The organism is Pseudomonas sp. F-14 TE3482 (genome assembly GCF_053629455.1).
Genome location: NZ_JBRJII010000001.1, coordinates 6053033 through 6077942 on the forward strand (window position 1 = coordinate 6053033; position 24910 = coordinate 6077942).

Here is a 24910-nt window from a genome sequence, read left to right on the forward strand (position 1 = left end):
GAAGAAGACCAAGAAAACCGAGGAAAATGCCCATAACGTGACTGGAAAAGTCTTTGCGCTCGGTTAACATGCGCGCCAACTAACCGCTATCAAGGCCGTGCCGTGTCTTTTGGCTTTCCCCGTGCTCGCTCGCCGCTGGTATTGGCGCTGATCTTCAGCTCGCCATTGCTGGCCGACGATCTGTTCCTCGACAATGATCCGCTGCCGCAAGTGCTGACCGCGACGCGCCTGAAGCAATCGCCTGCGGCCGTGCCGGGAAGCATGACGGTGATCGACAGTGAACTGATCAATGCCAGCGGCGCGCGGGATATCAGCGAGCTGCTGCGGCTGGTGCCGGGAATGATGGTCGGCAATATCAGCGGCAATCAGGCGGCGGTGAACTATCACGGCACCAATGCCAGCGAAGCGCGGCGCATGCAGGTGTTGATCGACGGCCGCTCGGTGTACCGCGCCGGCCTGGCCACGGTGGACTGGAGTGATATTCCGGTGGCCATGGAAGACATCGAACGCATCGAGGTTTTCCGTGGCCCGAACACCGTCAGCTACGGCGCCAACGCGCTGATGGCGGTGGTCAATATCATCACCCGCAAACCGGCCGACAGCCACGGCACGCGGCTGAAAGTCACCCGTGGCCAGCGCGGTATCAATGATTTCTACGCCAGCCAGGGCATGGGTTGGGACAGCGGCGACTTGCGTCTGTCGTTGTCCGGCCAACAAGACGACGGCTTCGACTCGGATCGCACCGGCGCCGATTACCGCGACAGCCGTCGCTTGAACCGTTTCAATCTCGCCGTCAGCCAGACGCTCAACGAAAACCAGAGCATCGACTGGCAATTGAACGCCAAGGACGGGACTAACCAGCGGCCCTATACCTACCGTCCGGTGTTCTCAGGAATTACCGCCGCCGGGGACAATTCCGACGTCATCGCCAAGGACTATGCCGGCTCGTTGCGCTGGAACCTGGACATCAACCCCAATCACAGCCTTTATATTCAAGGCTCGGCGCAACATTGGGATCGTCAGCAGACCTGGCGCGCCTGCGATGCCGAGATCTCGTTCAGCCCGGAACTGACCCAACTTTGGCAGCTCAATCCCAATTACACCGAACGTCTGGCGCGCAACATGGACCGCTACACCGCTTCGGGCGCACCGGCAGGAACTGCGGCTGAACGTGCGCTGGGCAATCAGGTACTGAGGCAATGGCAAAACGGCGCCCGGCAAACCCTCTGCGGCGACATTGACCAGAGCGCCAGGGAATCGCGCTACGACCTCGAGCTGCAAGACACGCTCAGCCTGTCCGACAGTCTGCGGCTGGTCAGCGGCATGAACTATCGTTACGACCGGGCCAACTCCGAGACCTACTTCAATGGCACGCTCGACGACACCACCTGGCGGGCGTTCGGCCAACTCGAGTGGCGCGCCACCGAGCACTGGTTGTTGCAGGGCGGGGCGATGTACGAAGACACGCAATTGACCGGCGACTCGCTGACCCCGCGGGTGGCGGTCAATTACTTGATCAACCCACGCCACGGCTTGCGCGCGGTGTATTCGGAAGCCATCCGTTCGCCGGACATGTTCGAGAACAACGTCAACTGGAGCTACCAGGTCACCAACCTGAAGCCCAGTGCCTACGGCCAGTCCAGCGCCCGTTATTTCGTCAAGACCCGTGGCCCGGGCGACCTCGAACAAGAACGCATGCGCTCCCGGGAATTGGGTTACAACGGCTACTTCGCAGAGTGGGGGCTGGCGGTCGACGTGAAGCTGTTCTACGACGAAATCACCGGCATGATCAGCGAACCGCTGCGCAACAACCAATACATCGCCAGCAACTCGAACAGCTCACGCTTCACCGGGACTGAAACCCAGCTGGATTGGCGCGTCAGCAGCGCCGATCGTCTGCGCCTGACCTATGCCTACGTCGATGCCGAGGCCAGCAACCCGCTGGATGCACAACAGACTGCGCGCAACAGCGGCTCCGCCGGTTGGCTTCGCAACTGGGGCCTGGGCTGGAACAGCGCCCTCTTCTACTATGGTGCCGACGCCCTCAACGGTTATCGCTTCGAACGGGTCGACACCCGCATCGCCAAACGCATCGGTCTGGGCAAGGCCAATCTGGAGCTGGCCGGGGTCCTCCAGCAACGCCTCGACAATCAGCCCACCACCTTCGTCGACAACAACTACGACGATCGCCGGGTGCTCTACTTCAGCGCGGAGCTGGAGTTCTAAGATGCAGCATCGCCCGTCACCAAAGACGCCAACCCTTGGCCGCCTGCTGGCGGGGTTGTGCCTGGTGTTTATCGGGCTGCTGTGCCATCTGCCGGCACGGGCCGCCGACATTCTGCTGACTGGCGCCGAGGACAATCCCGGCGTGCAGTCTTTCGTTCAAGCCCTCAGCGAGTTGCGCCCCACCGACAATGTGCGCTTCCAGCCTGTCGCCAGCCTGCCGGCGCCAGGCCAATTGCCCGTCGGCACCCGCCTGGTTCTACTCGACTTGCCCAGCCTCGACTGGCGCTTGCAAGACGCCCAAGGCCCGGCGACGCTGGTGTTGCGCATCAGTCGTTTGCAAGCCCATCAACGCTTGGGCAATGACTTGCCATCGCACCTGAGCCTGCTCTGGAGCGATCCGCCGCTGGAGCGACAGTTGCGCCTGACCCGACTGCTTCTGCCTGAGGCCCGCCGGGTCGGTGTGCTTTTCGACAGCCACAGCGAATTCCTTTTGAAAGAACTGCGTCAGGCTGCCCTGCCCCTGGGCCTTGAAGTGGTCACCGAGCGTTGGGATAACACCCATGACAGCCGCCCCTTACAGGCCCTGCTAAAAAACAGTGACGTGCTGTTGGGCCTGGACGACCCTGATCTGTACAACCCGAAAACCGTGAAAAACTTGCTGCTCAGCAGCTATGCCCGGCAACTGGCGTTGATCGGTCCCAACGCAGCCTTTGTCAGGGCCGGTAGCCTGGCCAGTACTTACAGCGACCAGAACGATTGGCTGAAGATTCTCGACGAACTGCTCGACCGCCCCTCGAGCACCTGGCCACGCGCACTTTATCCGCAACACTTCAAGGTCTTAAGCAACCCGCAAGTGGCTCGTTCACTGAGTATTGAACCGATGAATGAAGCCTCTGTCGCAACACAGCTGGCCGAAGGAGAACGCCGCCCATGACCTTCCGTCGCGGTTGGGACATCAATACCCGCACCCAGATCATCAGCCTCGGCCCGGCCCTGTTGCTGACCTTGCTGCTGATCAGTTTTTTTACCTTCGTGCGAATCCAGGACCTGCGCCAGGAACTCAATCACACCGGTCAGCTAATCGCCAATCAACTGGCGCCGGCCACCGAATACGGGGTGATTTCAGGCAACAACGAGGTGCTCGAAAGTTTGCTCAAGGCCACCCTGGCCACGCCCAACGTACGCTTTCTGGAAGTACAGGACAGCGCCAACCGGATTCTGGTGTATGTCGAGCAACCGTCGGAAGCACACAACCGCTCGCATCAAGTCGAAGTGTTCCAGGCGCCGGTGCGCCTGCAACGCATCGCGCTCAACAATGACTTTTTCCAGAACAGTCGTACTGTTGCCAGTGCACCGGGTGAGGATTATCTGGGCCGGGTGATCGTCGGCCTGTCCAATGACGCGTTCAACCAGCGCCAGCAGGAAATCCTCTTCAAGGCCGGGATCCTGGCCTTGTTCGCTCTGCTGTTTACATTTCTGCTGGCCCGGCGCCTGGCCAGCAGCCTGTCTCAACCGATCCACGACATCGGCAATGCGGTCAAGGCGATCCAGGAAGGCGACTACAAAACGCCCCTGCCGATTGTCGACGACACCGAACTGGGCGCCCTGTCGCAACACATCAACAACCTTGCCCAGGGCCTTGAGCAAGCCAGTCGCGAACAGCATCAGGCCATGGCGCAATTGATCCAGACCCGCGAAGAAGCGGAAAAGGCCAACAACGCCAAATCCGATTTCCTGGCGATGATGAGTCACGAGTTGCGCACGCCGATGAATGGCGTGCTGGGCATGCTGCAACTGCTGGAAACCACCGAGATGACCGAGGAGCAGATCGAGTACGCGGCGCTGGCCTCGGAATCCACCGAACACCTGCTCAAAGTGATCAACGACATTCTCGATTTCTCGCGCATCGAGCGCTCGGAACTGGAGCTGGAACATATTCCGTTCAACCTCGCAGACCTGATCAGCAGCTGCGCCCAGTCGTTCCAGCACAGCGCGGTGCAACGCGGCCTGGACATGCAACTGCGCATCCCCGAGGACATGCGCGCCCTTCAGGTTCAGGGCGATCCAACGCGAATCCGGCAGATTCTGGTCAATCTGGTCGGCAACGCGCTGAAGTTCACCGAACGGGGCCGCGTCACGATCGAACCGCAGTGGCAGTCCCTGGATCATGAACTGCTGTGGTTCACCTGCACCGTACGCGACAGCGGAATCGGCATCCCGCCCGCTAGCCTGGAGTTGATGTTCAACGCGTTCCAGCAGGCCGACAGTTCTATTTCAAGACGTTACGGCGGAACCGGGCTGGGGCTGCCGATTGCCCGCACCCTGGCTGAGCGGATGGGTGGCACCTTGCGCGCGCAGAGCGAAGAAGGCGTTGGCTCGGTGTTCACCCTGGAAATCCCTTTGGCGTTGTATAAGCAGCCAATGCCGGTACTGACCCCGCGAGGGCATACCGGCGATGACCACGGCGAAGGTCGCAATGTGCTGCTGGTGGAGGACAACCCGGTCAACCGCACTGTTGTCGAAGCAATGTTGCGCAGTCTGGGCTTTACTGTCAGCGTCGTCACCGATGGTGCACAGGCAGTGCGCAGTGCCGAGAGTCTGACTTTCGAAGCGATTCTGATGGACTGCCGATTGCCGGTCATTGATGGCTACGAGGCCACCCGACAGATTCGTCGATTGCCCGGCTGTGCTGACGTGCCGATCATCGCCCTGACGGCCAATGCGTTGCAGGGCGATCGCGAAGCCTGCTTATCGGCGGGAATGAACGATTACCTGGCCAAGCCCTTCAAACGCACTGATCTGCAGCAAATTCTGCAGCGATGGGTGCAGTAGAACAGGCCATTCGGCTATCTGCGACTGGCGTGAACGACGAAAGTGCGGCAGTCTTAGGCACCCGAACAGGCCCGAAAAGGGGCTTGAATAATAATTTCAGTGCACAAGTGTACATTCATGTCCTTGGTGCTGTGACTTTCACCACAACGCAATAGTCTATGAGTAGGCTGCTGACTCGAGGCATGAACGCTTCGATCGGCCGGGAAGATTCGCCCCACCCTGCCGCATGGACTATTGAGGAGCTCGCATGACCAAACAAAACGCCTTTACTCGGGAAGACCTGCTGCGCTGCAGTCGTGGTGAGCTGTTCGGCCCAGGTAACGCGCAATTGCCCGCCCCGAACATGCTGATGGTCGATCGAATCACCCATATCAGCGAAGAGGGTGGCAAGTACGGCAAAGGTGAATTGGTCGCCGAGCTGGATATCACTCCGGACCTATGGTTTTTCGCCTGCCACTTCGAAGGTGATCCGGTGATGCCGGGCTGCCTGGGCCTCGACGCCATGTGGCAACTGGTCGGCTTCTTCCTCGGCTGGCAAGGTCTGCCGGGCCGCGGTCGCGCCCTGGGTTCCGGCGAAGTGAAATTCTTTGGCCAGGTACTGCCGACCGCCAAGAAAGTCACCTATAACATCCATATCAAACGTGTCCTGAAGGGCAAGCTGAACATGGCTATCGCCGATGGTTCGGTGACCGTTGACGGCCGCGAAATCTACACCGCCGAAGGCCTTCGGGTCGGCGTTTTCACCTCCACTGACAACTTCTAAGGGTTATTCGCATGCGCCGCGTCGTTATCACTGGTCTGGGCATCGTTTCGTGCCTGGGCAATGACAAAGAGACCGTCTCCGCTAACCTGCGTGCAAGCCGCCCTGGCATCCGGTTCAACCCGGAATATGCTGAAATGGGTCTGCGTAGCCAGGTTTCCGGCTCCATTGACCTTCCCCTCGAAGAGCTGATCGATCGCAAGATCTATCGCTTCGTCGGCCATGCGGCGGCTTACGCCTACCTGGCCATGAAAGATGCCATCGCAGACTCCGGCCTGACCGAAGAGCAGGTTTCCAACGTGCGTACCGGCCTGATCGCCGGTTCCGGTGGCGCGTCGACCTTGAACCAGATGGAAGCGCTGGACATCCTGCGCGAAAAAGGCGTCAAACGCGTAGGCCCGTACCGCGTCACGCGGACCATGGGCAGCACCGTTTCGGCTTGCCTGGCGACGCCGTTCAAGATCAAGGGTGTGAATTACTCGATCTCCTCCGCGTGCGCCACCAGTGCTCACTGCATCGGTAACGCTGTGGAGCAGATCCAGTTGGGCAAGCAGGACATCGTGTTCGCCGGCGGCGGTGAAGAAGAACACTGGAGCCAGTCGTTCCTGTTCGACGCCATGGGCGCACTGTCCAGCCAGTACAACGAGACCCCGGAAAAAGCTTCCCGTGCCTACGACGCCAAGCGTGACGGTTTCGTCATCGCCGGCGGGGGCGGCATGGTCGTGGTCGAAGAGCTGGAACACGCTCTGGCCCGCGGCGCGAAGATCTACGCGGAAATCGTTGGCTACGGCGCGACCTCCGACGGCTACGACATGGTCGCCCCAAGCGGCGAAGGCGCCATCCGCTGCATGCAGATGGCCATGGCCACCGTCGACACTCCAATCGACTACCTGAACACCCACGGCACCTCGACTCCGGTCGGCGACGTCATGGAAATGAAAGGTGTGCGTGAAGTGTTCGGCGACAAGGCTCCAGCCATCAGCTCCACCAAGAGCCTGTCGGGTCACTCCCTGGGCGCCGCCGGCGTTCACGAAGCGATCTACTGCCTGCTGATGATGGAAGGCAACTTCATGGCGGGTTCCGCCAACATCGACGAACTGGACCCGGAAGTGGCAGACATGCCAATCCTGACCAAGACTCGCGAAGACGCCACCATCAACACCGTAATGAGCAACAGCTTCGGCTTCGGTGGCACCAATGCCACGCTGGTACTGAAGCGCTGGGCCGGTAAGTAATACCTCCCCCGCTACGCTGCACACAAAAACGCCCCGACTGGTTCGGGGCGTTTTTGTGTGCCTTGAAAATGACCTCACCGTCGCTCCCTTGTAGCAGCTGGCGTGTCGACCGCGGTTTTTTTGCCTCTTGAACATGAAACATTTGTCATGAAACTCAACGGTCTGCGACTGAATGTCGCGTATTTCGCGGGCTGCAGGACTTTTGCCGATTCTGCAAGAATGGGTTGCCGAACTCTGCCGTTTACTTAGCCAGCTAACAAAACATATAACGGAGGCCTGCACACGCCGTGCTGCAGATAACAGAGATTGGAGCTAGCAGATGACTGTAAAAGTAACTGAACGCGACGATTCACATATGTCCCATGAAGGCATCGCCGCCGGTATCCGCATCTGGGATGTACATCAACAAGACCTGTTGGTCGGGATGTTTCACTCCGAGACCGAAGCCCATAAATACAAGGCCGAACTTGAAACACAGGAGCAGCAGCGCGAAGCGCGTTCTGCATAATGACCGCATTGAAAACGACAAACCCCGCCATGAGCGGGGTTTGTCGTTGTTGCATTCTCTAACGGCTTACCACATCAGATCGTCAGGAATCTGATAGGCCGCGTACGGATCGTCTTCGGTGCTGACTTCTTCTGTCTTCACATTCAGCTGCACGATGCGCTGTGGATCGCGCTCCTGAATCTTCAGGGCCGCTTCACGAGGGATCACTTCGTAACCGCCAGCGTGATGCACGATCGCCAGCGAACCACTGCTGAGCTTGTTGCGCATCAGCGTGTTGACGGAGATGCGCTTGACCTTCTTGTCGTCAACGAAGTTGTAGTAGTCCTCGGTGGTCAGCTTGGGCAGGCGCGAGACTTCGATCAATTGCTTGACCTGGGCGGCGCGGGCCTTCGCCTCTGCTTTCTCCTGCTGCTGGCGGTTCAGCTCCTGGTCGCGCTTGACCTTCTCGGCCATGGCTTCCTGAGCGGCACGCTGCTGGGAGTCATCGAGTTCAATCTGACCTTTGTGGGCCAGACGTTGCTGCTTCTGCTTCTCTTTGCCGACCTGTTTGGCCTGCTTTTGGTTGACCAGCCCTGCTTTGAGCAACTGGTCGCGAAGGGAAAGGCTCATGGTGCTTATTTCTCACTTAGGCAACTGCTCAACCGCAGCTGGGCAAATTCTTTTCCTGACGTTTGGCTTCGCCCCACAAGGCGTCCAACTCTTCGAGGGTGCAATCTTCTATGGGACGGTGGGTGTCGCGCAATGCCTGTTCGATAAATCGGAAGCGTCTTTCAAACTTTGAGTTCGCGTTGCGCAGTGCGGTTTCCGGATCGACCTTGAGGTGTCGCGCCAGATTGACCACGGAAAACAGCAGGTCGCCGACTTCATCGGCAATCGCCGTCGAGTCATTGTCGGCCATGGCTTCGAGCACTTCATCGAGCTCTTCGCGAACCTTGTCGAGTACCGGCAAGGCGTCCGGCCAGTCAAAACCGACCTGCCCTGCGCGCTTCTGCAGTTTTGCCGAACGGGACAGCGCCGGCAACGCAGCAGGCACATCGTCGAGCAAGGACAACTGCTGTGGCGCCGAAGACTTCTCGGCGCGCTCTTCAGCCTTGATCTCTTCCCAGCGCTGCTTGACCTGTTCTTCATTCAGACGCGGAATGTCCAGCGGCGCATACAGATCACCGGAGGGGAACACGTGAGGATGACGGCGGATCAGTTTGCGCGTGATGCTATCGACCACACCATCGAACTCGAAGCGCCCTTCTTCCCTGGCCAGCTGGCTGTAATACACCACCTGGAACAACAAGTCGCCCAACTCCCCCTGCAAATGATCGAAGTCCCCGCGCTCGATGGCATCGGCGACTTCGTAGGCTTCTTCCAGGGTGTGGGGGACGATGGTCGCGTAGGTTTGCTTGATGTCCCACGGGCAGCCGTATTGCGGGTCGCGCAGACGGTTCATCAGGTGCAATAGATCTTCAAGTGAATACATCAATTAGTCTCTGCGAGAACCTGTGGGAGCTGGCTTGCCTGCGATGCAGACGACTCGGTTATCAGTGAAAACCGAGGTGATGCCATCGCTGGCAAGCCAGCTCCCACAGAGGACCGGTGGCCACAAAAAAAACAGCCGCTTTATGGAGTACGGTTACGGCGGGTTTCAATGATGTTCGGCAACTGGGAAATCCGCCCCAGTAACCGCCCCAGCGCATCCAGCCCCGGAATCTCGATGGTCAGGGACATCAACGCCGTGTTGTCCTCTTTGTTCGAACGGGTGTTGACCGCCAGCACATTGATCCGCTCGTTGAGCAGCACCTGCGACACGTCACGCAGCAGACCGGAACGGTCGTAGGCGCGAATGATGATGTCCACCGGATAGGTGAGCACCGGCACCGGGCCCCAGCTGACCTGGATGATCCGCTCCGGCTCGCGCCCGGCCAGTTGCAGCACCGAGGCGCAGTCCTGACGATGAATGCTCACCCCACGGCCCTGGGTGATGTAACCGACGATCGCATCCCCCGGCAGCGGCTGGCAGCAGCCGGCCATCTGGGTCATCAGGTTGCCGACGCCCTGGATCTGAATGTCGCCACGCTTGCCCGGTTTGTAGCCGGTGGCTTTGCGCGGGATCAGTTCCAGCTGTTCGTTGCCGCGTTCCGGCTCGACCAGTTGCTGCGCCAGATTCACCAATTGCGCCAGGCGCAAATCGCCTGCGCCCAATGCAGCGAACATGTCCTCGGCGGTCTTCATGTTGGCCTTTTCGGCCAACTTGTCGAAGTCCACTTGCGGCAGACCGAGGCGATTGAGTTCGCGCTCGAGCAAGGTTTTACCGGCCGCGACGTTCTGATCGCGGGCCTGCAATTTGAACCAGTGAACGATCTTCGCCCGCGCCCGTGAGGTGGTGATGTAACCCAGGTTCGGGTTCAGCCAGTCGCGGCTCGGCGTGCCGTGCTTACTGGTGATGATCTCGACCTGTTCACCGGTTTGCAGGCTGTAGTTGAGCGGTACGATCCGCCCGTTGATCTTGGCGCCGCGGCAGTTGTGACCGATTTCGGTGTGTACGCGGTAGGCGAAGTCCAGCGGTGTCGCGCCCTTCGGCAAGTCGATGGCGTGACCGTCCGGGGTGAAGATATAGACCCGGTCCGGTTCGATATCGACCCGCAGTTGTTCGGCAAGGCCACCAATATCACCCAGCTCTTCGTGCCACTCGAGCACCTGACGCAGCCAGGAGATTTTCTCTTCATAGTGGTTCGAGCCGGACTTGACGTCGGTGCCCTTGTACTTCCAGTGCGCGCACACGCCCAGCTCGGCTTCTTCGTGCATGGCATGGGTGCGGATCTGCACTTCCAGCACTTTGCCTTCAGGGCCGATCACCGCGGTGTGCAGCGAGCGGTAGCCGTTCTCTTTCGGGTTGGCGATGTAGTCGTCGAACTCTTTCGGGATATGCCGCCACAGGGTGTGGACGATGCCGAGCGCGGTGTAGCAGTCGCGCATTTCCGGCACCAGCACGCGAACCGCGCGCACGTCGTAGATCTGGCTGAACTCCAGCCCCTTGCGCTGCATTTTGCGCCAGATCGAATAGATGTGTTTGGCCCGACCGCTGATGTCCGCATCGACGCCGGTGGCCTGCAACTCTTCTTTGAGTTGGGTCATCACGTCGGCGATAAAGCGCTCGCGATCCAGCCGTCGCTCGTGGAGCAACTTGGCGATCTGCTTGTACTGGTCAGGCTCAAGATAGCGGAAGGACAAGTCCTCCAGCTCCCACTTGATGTGACCGATACCGAGGCGGTGGGCGAGCGGCGCGTAAATGTCGAACACTTCACGGGCGACGCGGTTGCGCTTCTCGTCGTCGGCGGTTTTCACCGCGCGGATCGCGCAGGTGCGTTCAGCCAGTTTGATCAGCGCGACGCGCACGTCGTCGACCATGGCCACGAGCATTTTGCGCAGGTTCTCGACCTGGCCTTGAGTACCCAGCACCAGGGATTGACGGGGGCTCAGGCTGGCGCTGATCGCCGCCATGCGCAACACGCCGTCGATAAGTTTGGCGACCACCGGACCGAAGCGCTGGCTGACCGCCGGCAACTGGATCTGGCCTTCGCGCACGCCGCGGTACAAGACTGCCGCGACCAACGAATCCTGATCGAGTTTGAGGTCGGCGAGAATCTCGGCGATCTCAAGGCCCGTGCGGAAACTCGAGGTCCCTTCGGACCACAGATTCTTCGCCGCATTGGCTTGTTGTTCGGCCTCGCGAGCGAACTCGCAGGCTTCCTTCAAGGCTTCGCGATCCAGTGCCAGATCGACACTGACCGCATGATCGAGCCAAGCCTCGAGGTTGATACTGCCGTCAGTATTGATCGGCTGGTGTGCTCTCACCTGTACCATCTTGCTTTACCTTCCCTACGACGCAGATTCAATGCGTCAAATCGCTGACCTTCGCTGCCCGTGTGCACTCGCGGGGCTAAGACGAATGCGCTTTGCACGAGCGGGTCAGTCGGACCAGACGAGCCGTCCTAGCTCGCTTCAAATAACGCCATGGCCTCGACATGTGCCGTCTGAGGAAACATATCGAGAATCCCGGCACGTTTTAACCGGTAGCCCTGCTTGATCAATTCGACTGTGTCGCGCGCCAGCGTTGCAGGGTTACACGACACATACACCAATCGTTTGGCGCCCAAAAACGCCAGCTTGCGCACCACCTCAAAAGCACCGTCGCGAGGTGGGTCCAAGAGTACCGCACAAAAGCCTTCATCGGCCCATTCAGCATCGGCCAAAGGCTGGGATAAATCGGCCTGAAAAAACTTCGCGTTATGCAGATTATTGCTGACAGCATTCGCGGCGGCACGCTCGACCATCGCCTGCACCCCCTCCACCGCCACCACTTCGCGAACGGTTTTGGCCAGCGGTAAAGCAAAGTTGCCCAACCCACAAAACAGGTCCAGAACCCGCTCATCAGGTTTCGGCGCCAACCACGCCAACGCCTGGGCGACCATCGCTTCGTTGACCCCGGCGTTGACCTGAATGAAATCTCCCGGCCGATACGCCAGGTTCAAGTCCCACTGCTCAAGGCGATAGCCCAGCGACTGATCGGCCTCGACCGGTTGCGGCTCGCCGTCACCATGCAGCCACAACTGGGCTTCATGGAACGCGCAGAAGTCCTTGAGGATGGTCATGTCGGCTTCGGACAACGGCGCCATATGCCGCAGCAATACCGCCAATGACGAACCGCTGAACAACTCCACATGCCCCAGCGCCTGAGGTTTGCTCAAGCGCCGCAGCATCTCCGGCAAGCGGGTCATGATCGGTTGCAAGGGCTGTACCAGCACCGGGCATTCGTTGATGGCGACGATGTCCTGACTGCCAGCAGCACGGAAGCCGACTTCGAGTTTTTTCGCTTTCATGTCCCAACGCACCGCCACTCGGGCGCGACGACGGTAGCCGAATTCCGGACCGCTCAACGGCGCGGCCCACTCTTCAGGTTCGACACCGGCAACCCGCGACAATTGCTCGGCGAGCATGCGCTGTTTCAGGGCGAGCTGTTCGTTGTGGGGCAAATGCTGCACGCTGCAACCGCCACAGCGAGCGGCATGAGCGCACGGTGCCGGGCGGCGCAATTCACTGGCCTGGAACACGCGCTCGGTGCGCGCCTCGACCACTTTGCCGTGGGCACCCAAGACCCGCGCCTCGACCTCTTCACCGGCCAATGCGCCGATGACGAACCAGGTGCGACCTTCGAAAAACGCGATACCGCGACCGTCATTGGCCAGGCGCTCAATCGTCAAGCGCTGCTTTTTGTCGGTCGGGACTTGCGGGGCCTTGCTGCCGCCTGTGGGCTGGAAGCGCAGGCCTCTCTCTTGCCTGGCCATCAGTTGGGCGCGTCGAAAATGCCGGTCGACAAGTAACGGTCGCCACGGTCGCAGATGATCGCGACGATCACCGCGTTTTCAACTTCTTTGGACAGGCGCAGCATCGCCGCCACGGCACCGCCCGAAGACACACCGCAAAAGATGCCTTCTTCGCGTGCCAGACGACGGGTCACGTCTTCGGCTTCGCTTTGCGCCATGTCGACGATCCGGTCCACGCGCTCGGCCTGGTAGATCTTCGGCAGGTATTCCTGCGGCCAGCGACGGATGCCCGGAATCGCCGAACCTTCCATCGGTTGCAGCCCGATGATCTGCACGTTGTCGTTCTGCTCTTTCAAGTAGCGCGAAACGCCCATGATGGTGCCGGTGGTGCCCATCGAGCTGACGAAATGAGTGATGGTGCCTTCGGTCTGACGCCAGATTTCCGGACCGGTGGTGGTGTAGTGCGCTTCAGGGTTGTCACCGTTGGCGAACTGATCCAGCACCTTGCCGCGGCCTTCGGCTTCCATTCGCTGGGCGAGGTCGCGAGCGCCTTCCATGCCTTCTTCCTGGCTGACCAGAATAAGCTCGGCGCCATAAGCCGTCATGGCGGCTTTACGCTCGGCGCTGGAGTTGTCCGGCATGATCAGGATCATCTTGTAACCCTTGATCGCCGCAGCCATGGCCAAGGCAATCCCGGTGTTGCCCGAGGTCGCTTCGATCAGCGTATCGCCGGCGTGGATCTGCCCGCGCAATTCGGCACGGGTGATCATCGACAGCGCCGGACGGTCCTTGACCGAACCCGCCGGGTTATTCCCTTCGAGCTTGAGCAAAAGGGTATTGCTGGTGGCGCCAGGCAGGCGCTGCAAACGGACCAGCGGAGTGTTGCCGACGCAATCGGCGATGGTTGGGTACTGCAAGGTCATGGCGTATTCGCAATCCAGACTGCGGGGGCGCCTATCATACCGGCAAACGTGCGCAGGCCATATCACGCAAAGTAAGGGGCTTATGGCGAATGGGAATAAGAGGAAGATTACCCGCTCTTCTCCTGCTCAAAATCCAACGCATAAAACTCATGCAATTTAGCCTGCAACAACTGCTTGTCCGGCAGGCGAGTCTGGTATTCGGCAATTAACGCTGGCGACAGGCTGCGGTTAAGGGCGTATTCGACCACCTCGTCATCCTTGCTGGCGCAGAGCAACACACCAATGGCAGGATTTTCGTGGGGTTTGCGCTCATTGCGATCCAGCGCTTCCAGATAGAAATCCAGCTTGCCCAAATACTCCGGCTCAAACCGACCGACCTTGAGCTCAATGGCTACCAGACAGTTGAGCCCACGGTGGAAGAACAGTAGATCCAGGGCGAAATCACGCCCACCGACTTGCAGCGGGTATTGGGAGCCGACAAAGCAGAAGTCACGACCCAGTTCGATCAGAAACTCCTTGAGACGCGCCAGCAGTCCCTTATGCAGATCGGTTTCGGCATGGCCGCCGGGCAGGTCGAGAAACTCGACCATGTAGGCATCGCGGAAAATCTCAAGCGCCGCAGGGTGAGTATGTCTTAGCACTGCGGTTTTTGCCGGTTGGGTCACGCTACGCTCGAACAGTGCAGTTTTGAACTGACGCTCCAACTCGCGCTTCGACCACTTCTCCTGAACCGCCATTCGTAGATAAAACTCCCGCTCTTCCGGGAGTTTGCCCTGACTGAAGATGACCAGATTATGGGTCCAGGGTATTTGTCTCACCAGTGGTGAGACTTTCTCGTCACCCCGGTAAGTCTCGTAGAACTGACGCATGCGGAACAGATTGGGGCGAGTAAAACCACGCAACCCTGGTTGAGTCTGGGCCAGATGCTCAGCCAATTGACTGACCACAGAATCGCCCCATTCGGCTTTTTCCAGCTTGCGACTGATGTAAGCACCCACCTGCCAATACAGCTCGATCAACTGGGTATTCACCGCCTGCATGGCTTGCTGTTTGGCACTTTGAATCAGCGCAAGCACTTCATTGAAACGGTCGTCGGTTACGTTGCCGGGGACGCTGGATGCATTCATGCCGAACTCCTTGAGGACGAGGAAAAACGCGAGTCTATTCCGTCGAATCAGGCATAAGGTGTCGGCAATACCCTTTAGGAAAGGTCGTACAAATAAACGGGAACGCTCCGGCAAAAGCTGAACGGCGGTGACCGGGAGCCGCATCGCGAGCAGGCTCGCTCCCACAGGAGTCAAGGTTGATCACACAATGTGTGGCAGACACACATCAACTGTGGGAGCGGGCTTGCCCGCGATGGCGTCATCACTAACACCGTCATCATCCGCCAATAACCGCATATTCAATCGCAACCCTGCCCCGCTGTTCTCCGCCCACAAACGCCCGCCCTGGCGCTGCACCGCATTCCTGGCGATGCTCAAACCCAATCCAAATCCGCCATCCCCCGGTCGCGATCCATCAAGCCGAATGAACGGCGAGAAGATCCGTTCAAGATCCTCGTCCGCCACTCCACCGCCCTCGTCCTCCAGCCACAGGTGCCAGAAGTCGCCATCGCGCCGACCAGCGAGCGTCACGACACCTCCCGCAGGTGAATGACGAATGGCGTTGCGCAGTATGTTTTCCAGCGCTTGGGCCAGCGTATTGAGATGGCCGCGCACCCAGCAGGATGCATCCACGGCACAGTGCAACTGACCCGCCGGCCAGCCACTTTCATAGCAGGCGTTTTCCGTGAGCATTTCCCACAAGGCCTGGACCTGGATCGCTTCATCGGGCAACGGCGCGCGCTCGGTGTCGAGCCAGGCGAGTTGCAGGGCGTCCTCGACCAGACGTTGCATGCCGTCGACTTCCCGGCCAATGCGTTCGCGCAATTGCCCCAGGTCTTGCTCGCTATCGCTGGCCACCCGCAGCCGGCTCAGTGGCGTACGCAATTCGTGGGAAAGGTCACGCAGCAATTGTTGTTGCAGAGCCACCGTGCTTTGCAGGCGCTCGGCCATGTGATCGAAGGCCCTGCCCAGTTCACCCAATTCATCCGAGCGGTTGGTGGTGCGACTCGATAAACGCACAGTCAGTTGGTCGGCGCGCCAGGCATTGGCTTGTTCGCGCAGGCTGTTCAGCGGGACGACCAGCAATCGATACAGCCCCACGCACAGCAGCAGCGTGAACAGCCCGGGAATCACCCCATTGGTGATCACCCGCCAAAACACCCGGTAGCGTCCGGGCATAAAACGCTGAGGCAACTCGATCACCAGGCTGCCGGCAGACGGGTCATTGGGAAACGGGATCTTCAGCCACGGCCGGCCCTGGTGGCGCCGACTCACCGGCCAATCCAGACCGCGCAAAAAGGTCAGGCGCTGGATTTCCTGATGGGTCAGCGGGTAGCTGCTCAGGGATTGCAAGTCGCCACCGATGACACCAACCCAGGTCGACTCGCGCTCGCCGACACGCTGCAACCAGGCATCAATGCCTGCACTCTGCTGTTCGTTCCACGCCCGCTCCGCCTCGGCGGCGTAGCGCGTCAGGGTGCCCCGGGCCTCGTCGGACAGGAACAGGTTTTTCTTTTCCATGTAGCGACCCCAGGACCAGCTCAACCAGATCATCAGCAGACAGAACGCTACCAACAGGCAAGCCAGTTTCCAGAACAGTGAATGCTTGCCCGGCACGTCAGACCATTTCATCGGCCGCACTCAATACATACCCCTTGCCCCAGACAGTACGCACTTCACGCTCGGTGTAACCGATGGCCTTGAGCTTGCGGCGAATCTGGCTGATGTGCATGTCGAGGCTGCGGTCATGGGGCGCATAACCGCGCTGCAGTACCTGCTGATAAAGGAACGCCTTGCTCAGTACTTCATCACCGTTGCGATTCAATGTATCCAGCAACCGATATTCGCTGCGAGTCAGGCCGGCCGCGTGTTCGCCCAAAAAGACCTCGCACCGTTCATCGTCGAAATGCAGGTTGTCCATCGCAGGGGCACTCGATGCCGACGCTGGCCGCCGATCGAGCGCCACCCGCCGCAGGATCGCCTCGATGCGTACTCGCAGCTCGGCCATGCTGAAAGGTTTGGGCAGGTAATCGTCGGCGCCGAGGCGAAAGCCACTGATGCGATCCGCCTCCGCCCCCAGCGCCGACATCAGCACCACTGGCGTGGAGTGGCTCTGGCGCAGTTGGGTCAGCACCGCCAGGCCATCCAGCCCCGGCAACAGAATATCCATCAACACCACATCGAAGGCTTGCCGGCGCGCAATGGCCAACCCTTCCTGGCCGTTCTGACACCAGGTCACCTGAAAACCACAGCGCCCCAGATGCTCATGGACATAAGCACCGAGCACCAGATCGTCTTCGATGGAGAGGACGCGGGGGGGAACAACGGAGATGGGAGTCATGAGTATCTGCAAATAATTCTCAGTTGCCGATTATTCAAGATCGCCTCGCCAGGGGCAACCCATGGTTTGCTCCCCAAGACCAAAGCGCGGAACTGGCCGACGAATGACGACATCAATTTTACGAGGATTGCCTGCATGCAAATCGCTACACTGCGCAAGTGGCGCGTGCCGGACGCATGTGCAGGTCAATAAACAGCTGGATGCGGGAGAGATGCGTGCTCAAGAAACTGGGAATTAAAGGCCGCGTGCTGTTGCTGACCCTGTTACCGACCACCCTGATGGCGCTGGTTCTGGGCGGCTATTTCACCTGGATGCAGCAATCGGACCTGCAATCGCAACTCATGCAACGCGGCGAAATGATTGCCGAACAGCTGGCACCGCTGGTGGCCCCGGCCATGGGTCGCAAAGACAACGACCTGCTGGAACGCATCGCCACCCAGTTCCTGGAACAGACCGACGTGCGCGCGGTGACTTTCCTCGCCCCCGACCGCACTCAGCTGGCCCATGCCGGCCCGACCATGCTCAATTCGGCGCCTTTGGGCAACGGTTCACAGCTGCTGCGCCGCAGTGGCAATGACGCCACGCGTTACCTGCTGCCAGTGTTCGGCAAGCACCGCAACCTGGCCGGCGACCTGATCCCCGATGAAGCCGACCGTCTGCTGGGCTGGGTCGAACTCGAGCTGTCGCACAGTGGCATGTTGCTGCGCGGTTACCGCAGTCTGTTCGCCAGCCTGCTGCTGATCGGCGGTGGCCTGGTCGGTGCGGCGCTGTTGGCGTTGCGCATGGGGCGGACCATCAACCGGCCATTGAGCCAGATCAAACAAGCCGTGGCACAGCTCAAGGACGGTCACCTGGAAACCCGCCTGCCGCCCCTCGGCAGCCAGGAGCTGGATGAACTGGCGTCCGGCATCAACCGAATGGCCGGAACCCTGCAGAACGCGCAGGAAGAATTGCAAAACAGCGTCGACCAAGCCACCGAAGACGTGCGTCAGAACCTGGAAACCATCGAGATCCAGAACATCGAGCTGGACCTTGCGCGCAAGGAAGCCCTGGAGGCGAGCCGGATCAAGTCCGAGTTCCTGGCCAACATGAGCCATGAAATCCGCACGCCGCTCAACGGCATTCTCGGCTTCACCCATTTGCTGCAAAAAAGTGAATTGACCCCGCGCCAGCTCGATTACCTGGGCACCATCGAAAAATCCGCGGACAGCCTGCTGGGGATCATCAACGAGATTCTCGACTTCTCGAAAATCGAGGCCGGCAAACTGGTGCTCGACCATATTCCGTTCAACCTGCGCGACCTGCTGCAAGACACCTTGACCATCCTCGCCCCCGCCGCCCATGCCAAAGAGCTTGAGCTGGTGAGCCTGGTATATCGCGATACGCCGCTGTCGCTGGTGGGCGATCCGCTGCGACTCAAGCAGATTCTCACCAACCTGGTGAGCAACGCGATCAAGTTCACCCGCGAAGGCACCATCGTCGCCCGAGCCATGCTCGAAGAAGAGTATGAAGACAGCGTGCAATTGCGCATCAGCATTCAGGACACCGGCATTGGCCTGTCGAATCAGGACGTGCGCGCCTTGTTCCAGGCCTTCAGCCAGGCCGATAACTCGCTGTCCCGGCAACCTGGCGGCACCGGCCTGGGGCTGGTGATTTCCAAACGCCTGATTGAACAGATGGGTGGCGAGATCGGCGTCGACAGCACACCAGGCGAAGGCTCGGAATTCTGGATCAGCCTGAGCCTGCCCAAAACCCGCGACGACGCCGAGGACCTGCCCGGCCCACCCTTGCTCGGACAGCGGGTGGCGGTTCTGGAAAACCATGAGCTGGCCCGTCAGGCCTTGCAGCATCAACTGGAAGACTGCGGCCTGGCAGTCACGCCGTTCAACACCCTCGAAAGCCTGGCCAATGGTGTGACCGGTGCCCATCAGACCGATCAGGCCATCGGCCTGGCAGTGCTCGGCATCACCAGCAACGACATGCCGCCGGAGCGCCTCAACCAGCATATTTGGGACCTCGAACACTTGGGCTGCAGAGTGTTGGTGTTGTGCCCGACCACCGAACTGACGCTGTTCCACCTCTCGGTGCCCAACCCCCACAGCCAGCTGCAGTCCAAACCGGCCTGCACGCGCAAACTGCGTCGGGCCCTGTCCGACATGGTCAACCCTCGCCAGCAGCGCAGCGACCCCGGCGAGCCGCTTTCGAGCCGCGCACCGAAGGTCCTTTGCGTCGATGACAACCCGGCCAATCTGCTGCTGGTGCAAACCCTGCTCGAAGACATGGGCGCCAAGGTGCTCGCGGTGGAAAGCGGTTACGCCGCGGTCAAGGCCGTACAGAACGAGACCTTTGACCTGGTGCTGATGGACGTCCAGATGCCCGGCATGGATGGTCGCCAAAGCACCGAAGCCATTCGTCAGTGGGAAAGCGAACGACATTGCACACCACTGCCGATCGTCGCCCTCACCGCCCACGCGATGGCCAACGAAAAACGCGCATTGCTGCAAAGCGGCATGGATGACTACCTGACCAAACCCATCAGCGAACGGCAACTGGCGCAGGTGGTGTTGAAATGGACCGGCCTGGCGTTGCGCAATCTGGGGCCGGAGCGCTCCAGCGAAAACAACAACGATAATGACTTGCAGGTGCTTGATCACGACGAAGGCCTACGCTTGGCGGCGGGCAAGGCCGATCTGGCGGCGGACATGCTAGCCATGCTGCTGGCTTCCCTGGAAGCCGACCGCGAGGCCATCCGCGTCGCCCGTGAAGCCAATGACCAGAACGCGCTGATTGAGCGAGTCCATCGCCTGCATGGGGCGACCCGTTATTGCGGCGTCCCGCAATTGCGCGCCGCCTGCCAGCGCAGTGAAACCCTGCTCAAGCAACAGGACCCCAAAGCCCCCGGCGCGCTGGAAGAACTCGAACGAGCCATCAATCGCCTGGCAGCCCATGCGCGTATCAATGCCTGATGCAGCGCAATAACGCTGGGCGCCTTGAAAGCTAAGCTAAAGGCCTGTAGCAGCTGCCGAACGCAGGCTTCGCCAGCTGCTACAGGTAAACTCCAGGAGGACAGCATGCGCACGATTCTTTTCAGCAGCCAGACCTACGACCGCGACAGTTTTCTGAGCGCAGACCTGCCCGCCGGCATCGAGCTGTATTTCCAGTCGGCACGACTGAGCCTCGACACAGTGGCGCTGGCGGAGCATCACGAAGTGGTCTGCGCCTTTATCAATGATGACCTCAGTGCTCCGGTACTCGAACGTCTGGCCGCGGGTGGCACACACCTGATCGCCCTGCGCTCGGCCGGTTACAACCATGTCGATCTGGCGGTAGCGAAGCGCCTGGGGTTGGCGATTGTGCGGGTTCCGGCCTACTCGCCTCACGCGGTGGCCGAACACGCGGTGGCGCTGATTCTGGCGCTCAACCGCCGACTGAACCGTGCCTACAACCGTACCCGCGAGGGCGATTTCAGCTTGCACGGGCTGACCGGTTTCGACCTCGTGGGCAAAACCGTCGGCGTGGTCGGCACCGGTCAGATCGGCGCGACCTTCGCGAAAATCATGAGCGGCTTCGGCTGCCGGTTGCTGGCCTGTGATCCTTACCCGAACCCGCAGGTCGAAGCGCTCGGCGCGCGCTACCTCAGCTTGCCGCAATTGCTGGCCGAGTCGCAGATCATCAGCCTGCATTGCCCGCTCAACGAACAAAGCAAACACTTGATCAACAGTGAATCACTGGCGCACATGCAGCCCGGCACGATGCTGATCAATACCGGGCGTGGCGGTCTGGTGGACACGCCGGCGCTGATCGACGCGTTGAAGGACGGCCAATTGGGCTATCTGGGGCTGGATGTGTATGAAGAGGAGGCGCAGCTGTTCTTCGAGGATCGCTCCGACTTGCCGCTGCAGGACGATGTGCTGGCACGCCTGCTGACCTTTCCGAATGTAATCATCACTGCGCACCAAGCCTTCCTCACGCGCGAAGCCCTGGGCGCGATTGCCGCAACCACCCTGCAGAACATCGCGGCCTGGGCGGCCGGTTCGCCACAGAATCAGGTCGAGAGCTGATCGGCTCAGGCCTTGGACAAAAGGATCATCAGGGCCAGCCAGCCGAAGCCCAGCAAGCGCTGCCCCAGCGAATGCCCGCGACGCAGCAGGAACCAGACAAAAAACGGCGGCAGTAAGAAAATCATCAGTTTCAGCCAGAGTTCCACCGGACGCGGCCCGCCGGGTGCCGGCGCCGGGATCTCGGCCTCGACTTCAACTTTACGTTTGCGCCCGAAAGCGGCCGGGGTCACCCTGGGTACGTTCTCATTGGTCGGTAAGCGCCCGAAAGAAAGAGGCGCCTGCGTTGCCGTCGATGTAGCCGCTTCTGCTACAGCAGGTGCACCGCAATGAATACAAGCAGGCGCCGTGGAGCTGATGCGTTGCTTGCACTCAAAACATTCGATCAACGCCATTTCCGTTCCTTAGAGATGCAAAAGCGGCATTGTGCCATGACTCGGCAGGTCATTTGAACCAGATCGAAGGTTACATGCCCGCGCCATGCTGCGTTCATGCCCGTGCTAGCATATCGCGCATATTTGGAGGACCCATGGTCGAACACGATTTCCGCTATAGCCTGATGAACCCGCAACACACCCTCACCGAATGCCGCGCCCTTGTGCCGGGGCGTTATCAAGTCACCGGCAACGGCGGCTCGATTCGTAATAACGACGTGTTGGTAGTGACCCTTAAAGGCAGCAAGGACTTGTCCATGCGCCTGACCGTCGAAACGGTTCGCCACTTGATCAACCCGCCGGGCCAATGGGTCGCGGTGGCCAGTGGTCCGGTGTTCGGCGAATTGGCGATCCACACCTGGAAGGTCAACTGCGACAGCTGCGCCAAAGAGCTGAGCTTTGAATTCGCGGTCGACGCCAAGCTGGGCAACAAGGCGGAAAAACCGGCGGCCACTGCACGGATTGCCGAGCTGGGCTGGGCCACCGTTGCCGACAAGCACCTGTGCAAGAAGTGCCAGGAGCCTGCGTGATGAAACGCCTTGCTCTGACCGCCATGGCCGGCGCCAGCCTGTTGGGCTGCGCCGCCGAGCCGGTGCAATTGCAACACAACCGCAGCTACATTCTGGAATGGATCGGCGAGCGTCCGCTGATGGACTACAGCCATCTGACCATCACCCTCGATGAAGATGGTCGGGCCTACGGTAATGGCGGCTGCAATCACTGGTTCGCGCCGTATACCCTGCAAGGCGACAAGCTGAGCTTCGGCAAGATCGGCAGCACCCGCAAAATGTGTGCGCCAGCGTTGATGGAGCAGGAAAAACGCTTCCTGCAGGCGCTGGAAAACGTCCAGCGCTGGGACGTTTCACCGATCGACCAGATGCGCTTCTGGCCGGCGCAAGGCAAACCACTGCGTTGGTGGCTTGAAGAGGGTTGATCACCACGGCTGTAGCCAAGTGAATGACTGTGGCGAGGGAGCTTGCTCCCGCTGAGCTGCGAAGCAGCCCTAAACCCAGTCACCTTGTTTTGTCAGGTGTTCCGCGCATACCGTTTTTGCGACTGCTGCGCAGTCGAGCGGGAGCAAGCTCCCTCGCCACAAAAGCCGCCCTGCGCAATCAGTTGGTTGCCTGCAACGCCTCAAGCTTCGCCATCACCCCCGCCGCCGTCTGCTCGCCCATCAACTGTTCCCGCACCTTGCCCTTGTCATCGATGATGTAAGTCACCGGCAGCGCCTCACTGCGCGGTAATTCGAAAAGGTCGGCCGGGTCCTGGGCCAGCACGGTGAAGGCGATCCCCAGTTTCTCGCTGGCACTTTTCAGCTCTTCGCCCTGCACATTGTCGAAGTTGACCCCGAACACACCGATCTTCTTGCCCTTGAGCTGTTCGGCCAGCACGTTCAACTCGGGAATCTCGGTACGGCACGGGCCACACCATTCGGCCCAGTAATTGAGCACCAGCCATTGTTTGTCCAGACGTTCAGCGGCAACTTTATGGCCATTTTGGTCGGTGCCATAGTCGTTGCCGCAGCCCCCCAACAATAACGCCCCCATGATCGCCAATGCCGCTGCCAGTCGCCTTGTCATGTCTCGATCCTTGTCAAAAATGGAATGCACCTGCGACCCATCGCCTCCCAAGGTTCTGGATTACGCGCCGCCCAGTTAGAATAGCCGCCACCTTACGCAAGATGCGACCCGCACATGACCGATCTGACGCTTTATCACAACCCGCGCTGCTCGAAATCCCGCGGTGCGCTCGAACTCATCGAAGCCCGTGGCCTGACGCCAACGGTCGTCCGCTACCTGGAAACCCCGCTGGACGCCGCGCAAATCCAGAGCCTGCTGAGCAAGCTTGGTATCAGCGCCCGGCAATTGCTGCGCACCGGCGAGGACGAGTACAAAACCCTCAACCTGGCCGACAGCACCCTCGGCGAGGCGCAATTGATCGCTGCTATCGCCACGCACCCGAAACTCATGGAGCGGCCGATTCTCGAAGTCGGCGACAAAGCCATCATCGGCCGTCCGCCGGAGAATGTGCTGGAGTTGCTGCCGTGAGTGCCCCATACATTCTGGTGCTGTATTACAGCCGCAGCGGCTCGACCAATGAAATGGCCCGGCAGATTGCCCGTGGTGTCGAGCAGTCCGGTATGGAAGCGCGCCTGCGCACCGTGCCGGCGATCTCCACCGAGTGCGAAGCCGTGTCGCCGGACATTCCCGATGAAGGTGCGCTGTACGCCAGCCTCGACGACTTGAAAAACTGCGCCGGCCTGGCCCTCGGCAGCCCGACCCGGTTCGGCAACATGGCCGCACCGTTGAAGTACTTTCTCGATGGCACCAGCAATCTGTGGCTGACCGGCGCCCTGGTGGGCAAACCGGCCGGGGTCTTCACCTCCACCGCGAGCCTGCACGGCGGCCAGGAAACCACGCTGCTGTCGATGATGTTGCCGTTGCTGCACCACGGCATGCTGATCACCGGCCTGCCTTACAGCGAGTCGGCGCTGCTGGAAACCCGCGGTGGCGGCACGCCTTACGGCGCCAGCCATCACGCCGGGGCCGATGGCAAAAGCGGTTTGAATGAACACGAAGTTGCGCTGTGCCGCGCCTTGGGTCTGCGGTTGGCGAAGACTGCGCAAAAGTTGGTGAGCTGAAATGGCCAAAAAGCCGAAGATTCTGCCTTCCATCGAATGGCTCGAACCGCGAGTACGGGCGATGCGTATCATCAGCCTGCTGTGCTTTTTCGGCCTGGTGGGACTGCTCTGCGCCTACTACCTGGTATTCGCCGACCTGCATGGCGCGCGGCCGTGGGTGATTCTGCTGATCGAACTGGTGCCACTCTTGTTGCTGGCGCCGGGGATGATCGTTGGCAGCGCCCGCGGGCATTCGTGGATGTGTTTTGTGGTGAACCTGTATTTCATGAAGGGCGCATTGGCCGCGTATGACCCGAACCGCCAGCTGTTCGGTTTACTGGAGATGGGCGCGAGCCTGGCGGTGTTCTGCTCGGCAATGTTGTATGTGCGGTGGCGGTTTCAGTTGAACCGCAAGTTGGCGGGTGAAGGCGAGATCTCTATCGCCTGACCTATCGCCATCGCGGGCAAGCCCGCTCCCACAGTGACCGGGGTCGTTCACACATTTTGTGCTCAAAACCAATACCTGTGGGAGCGGGCTTGCCCGCGATGGAT

General features: G+C 60.1%; 23 protein-coding genes. 13 read left to right on the forward strand and 10 right to left on the reverse strand.

Features of this window, described 5'->3' with window-relative positions:
* Window positions 1-102: 102 nt before the first annotated feature.
* From AB7M26_RS27510 to AB7M26_RS27535, 6 genes are all read left to right on the forward strand, one after another.
* Complete coding sequence (locus tag AB7M26_RS27510) at window positions 103-2226, forward strand: TonB-dependent receptor plug domain-containing protein (RefSeq protein WP_429387066.1); 2124 nt, start codon at window positions 103-105, stop codon at window positions 2224-2226.
* A gap of 1 nt (window position 2227) precedes the next feature.
* Window positions 2228-3160: an ABC transporter substrate-binding protein gene (locus AB7M26_RS27515; RefSeq protein WP_123495915.1), complete on the forward strand. Its 933-nt coding sequence runs from the start codon at window positions 2228-2230 to the stop codon at window positions 3158-3160.
* Complete coding sequence (locus AB7M26_RS27520) at window positions 3157-5058, forward strand: ATP-binding protein (RefSeq protein WP_123495912.1); 1902 nt, start codon at window positions 3157-3159, stop codon at window positions 5056-5058. Before AB7M26_RS27515 ends, AB7M26_RS27520 begins: the two co-directional genes overlap by 4 nt.
* 247 nt (window positions 5059-5305) lie before the next feature.
* Window positions 5306-5821: a 3-hydroxyacyl-[acyl-carrier-protein] dehydratase FabA gene (fabA, locus tag AB7M26_RS27525; protein ID WP_007899046.1), complete on the forward strand. Its 516-nt coding sequence runs from the start codon at window positions 5306-5308 to the stop codon at window positions 5819-5821.
* Window positions 5822-5832: 11 nt separating this feature from the next.
* On the forward strand, window positions 5833-7053 hold the full coding sequence (gene fabB / locus AB7M26_RS27530) for a beta-ketoacyl-ACP synthase I (protein ID WP_123495910.1): 1221 nt from the start codon (window positions 5833-5835) through the stop codon (window positions 7051-7053).
* A 319-nt stretch (window positions 7054-7372) separates the two neighbouring features.
* Window positions 7373-7561: a hypothetical protein gene (locus AB7M26_RS27535; RefSeq protein WP_192345651.1), complete on the forward strand. Its 189-nt coding sequence runs from the start codon at window positions 7373-7375 to the stop codon at window positions 7559-7561.
* 66 nt (window positions 7562-7627) lie between these two features.
* On the opposite strand, the gene AB7M26_RS27540 is transcribed toward AB7M26_RS27535, so the two are convergent.
* From AB7M26_RS27540 to AB7M26_RS27575, 8 genes are all read right to left on the reverse strand, one after another.
* Window positions 7628-8170 carry a DUF2058 domain-containing protein gene (locus tag AB7M26_RS27540; protein WP_008074959.1) on the reverse strand — a complete coding sequence of 181 codons (543 nt, stop codon included), beginning with the start codon at window positions 8168-8170 and terminating at the stop codon, window positions 7628-7630.
* Window positions 8171-8198: 28 nt separating this feature from the next.
* Window positions 8199-9032 carry a nucleoside triphosphate pyrophosphohydrolase gene (mazG, locus tag AB7M26_RS27545; protein WP_123495906.1) on the reverse strand — a complete coding sequence of 278 codons (834 nt, stop codon included), beginning with the start codon at window positions 9030-9032 and terminating at the stop codon, window positions 8199-8201.
* A 140-nt stretch (window positions 9033-9172) separates the two neighbouring features.
* Complete coding sequence (relA, locus tag AB7M26_RS27550; RefSeq protein ID WP_123495904.1) at window positions 9173-11416, reverse strand: GTP diphosphokinase; 2244 nt, start codon at window positions 11414-11416, stop codon at window positions 9173-9175.
* 128 nt (window positions 11417-11544) lie between these two features.
* Complete coding sequence (rlmD, locus tag AB7M26_RS27555) at window positions 11545-12897, reverse strand: 23S rRNA (uracil(1939)-C(5))-methyltransferase RlmD (protein WP_429387073.1); 1353 nt, start codon at window positions 12895-12897, stop codon at window positions 11545-11547.
* Complete coding sequence (cysM, locus tag AB7M26_RS27560; RefSeq protein ID WP_007899067.1) at window positions 12897-13799, reverse strand: cysteine synthase CysM; 903 nt, start codon at window positions 13797-13799, stop codon at window positions 12897-12899. The genes rlmD and cysM overlap by 1 nt, the downstream gene beginning before the upstream one ends.
* A gap of 107 nt (window positions 13800-13906) precedes the next feature.
* Window positions 13907-14926, reverse strand: a complete 1020-nt coding sequence (locus AB7M26_RS27565; RefSeq protein WP_429387076.1) for a PDDEXK nuclease domain-containing protein — start codon at window positions 14924-14926, stop codon at window positions 13907-13909.
* A 180-nt stretch (window positions 14927-15106) separates the two neighbouring features.
* Entirely contained in the window at window positions 15107-16537 is a 1431-nt protein-coding gene (locus AB7M26_RS27570) for a sensor histidine kinase (RefSeq protein WP_123495896.1), read from the reverse strand.
* On the reverse strand, window positions 16524-17246 hold the full coding sequence (locus AB7M26_RS27575; RefSeq protein ID WP_123495894.1) for a response regulator transcription factor: 723 nt from the start codon (window positions 17244-17246) through the stop codon (window positions 16524-16526). Before AB7M26_RS27575 ends, AB7M26_RS27570 begins: the two co-directional genes overlap by 14 nt.
* Before the next feature lie 215 nt (window positions 17247-17461).
* On the opposite strand from AB7M26_RS27575, the gene AB7M26_RS27580 reads away from it, so the two are divergent.
* Both AB7M26_RS27580 and AB7M26_RS27585 read left to right on the forward strand, forming a co-directional pair.
* Entirely contained in the window at window positions 17462-20212 is a 2751-nt protein-coding gene (locus AB7M26_RS27580) for a response regulator (RefSeq protein ID WP_429387080.1), read from the forward strand.
* A 105-nt stretch (window positions 20213-20317) separates the two neighbouring features.
* Window positions 20318-21307, forward strand: a complete 990-nt coding sequence (locus AB7M26_RS27585) for a 2-hydroxyacid dehydrogenase (RefSeq protein WP_429387083.1) — start codon at window positions 20318-20320, stop codon at window positions 21305-21307.
* Between the two features lie 5 nt (window positions 21308-21312).
* Here the strand turns inward: AB7M26_RS27585 and AB7M26_RS27590 are convergent, their stop codons facing one another.
* Complete coding sequence (locus AB7M26_RS27590; RefSeq protein ID WP_123495888.1) at window positions 21313-21699, reverse strand: hypothetical protein; 387 nt, start codon at window positions 21697-21699, stop codon at window positions 21313-21315.
* Between the two features lie 134 nt (window positions 21700-21833).
* On the opposite strand from AB7M26_RS27590, the gene AB7M26_RS27595 reads away from it, so the two are divergent.
* Both AB7M26_RS27595 and AB7M26_RS27600 read left to right on the forward strand, forming a co-directional pair.
* On the forward strand, window positions 21834-22268 hold the full coding sequence (locus AB7M26_RS27595; protein ID WP_007899088.1) for a hypothetical protein: 435 nt from the start codon (window positions 21834-21836) through the stop codon (window positions 22266-22268).
* Window positions 22268-22672: an META domain-containing protein gene (locus AB7M26_RS27600; RefSeq protein ID WP_008074973.1), complete on the forward strand. Its 405-nt coding sequence runs from the start codon at window positions 22268-22270 to the stop codon at window positions 22670-22672. The genes AB7M26_RS27595 and AB7M26_RS27600 overlap by 1 nt, the downstream gene beginning before the upstream one ends.
* 178 nt (window positions 22673-22850) lie before the next feature.
* Here the strand turns inward: AB7M26_RS27600 and AB7M26_RS27605 are convergent, their stop codons facing one another.
* The gene (locus AB7M26_RS27605) at window positions 22851-23318 is read right to left on the reverse strand and encodes a TlpA family protein disulfide reductase (protein WP_123495886.1); all 468 of its coding nucleotides are present in this window, start codon (window positions 23316-23318) and stop codon (window positions 22851-22853) included.
* Window positions 23319-23432: 114 nt separating this feature from the next.
* Between AB7M26_RS27605 and arsC the strand changes: the two genes are divergently transcribed.
* From arsC to AB7M26_RS27620, 3 genes are read left to right on the forward strand one after another with little or no spacing between them, the layout of a single operon-like run.
* Window positions 23433-23786: an arsenate reductase (glutaredoxin) gene (gene arsC / locus AB7M26_RS27610; protein WP_123495884.1), complete on the forward strand. Its 354-nt coding sequence runs from the start codon at window positions 23433-23435 to the stop codon at window positions 23784-23786.
* On the forward strand, window positions 23783-24379 hold the full coding sequence (wrbA, locus tag AB7M26_RS27615) for an NAD(P)H:quinone oxidoreductase (RefSeq protein ID WP_008011647.1): 597 nt from the start codon (window positions 23783-23785) through the stop codon (window positions 24377-24379). Before arsC ends, wrbA begins: the two co-directional genes overlap by 4 nt.
* A 1-nt stretch (window position 24380) precedes the next feature.
* The gene (locus AB7M26_RS27620; protein WP_429377600.1) at window positions 24381-24806 is read left to right on the forward strand and encodes a DUF2069 domain-containing protein; all 426 of its coding nucleotides are present in this window, start codon (window positions 24381-24383) and stop codon (window positions 24804-24806) included.
* The last annotated feature ends 104 nt before the right edge of the window (window positions 24807-24910 follow it).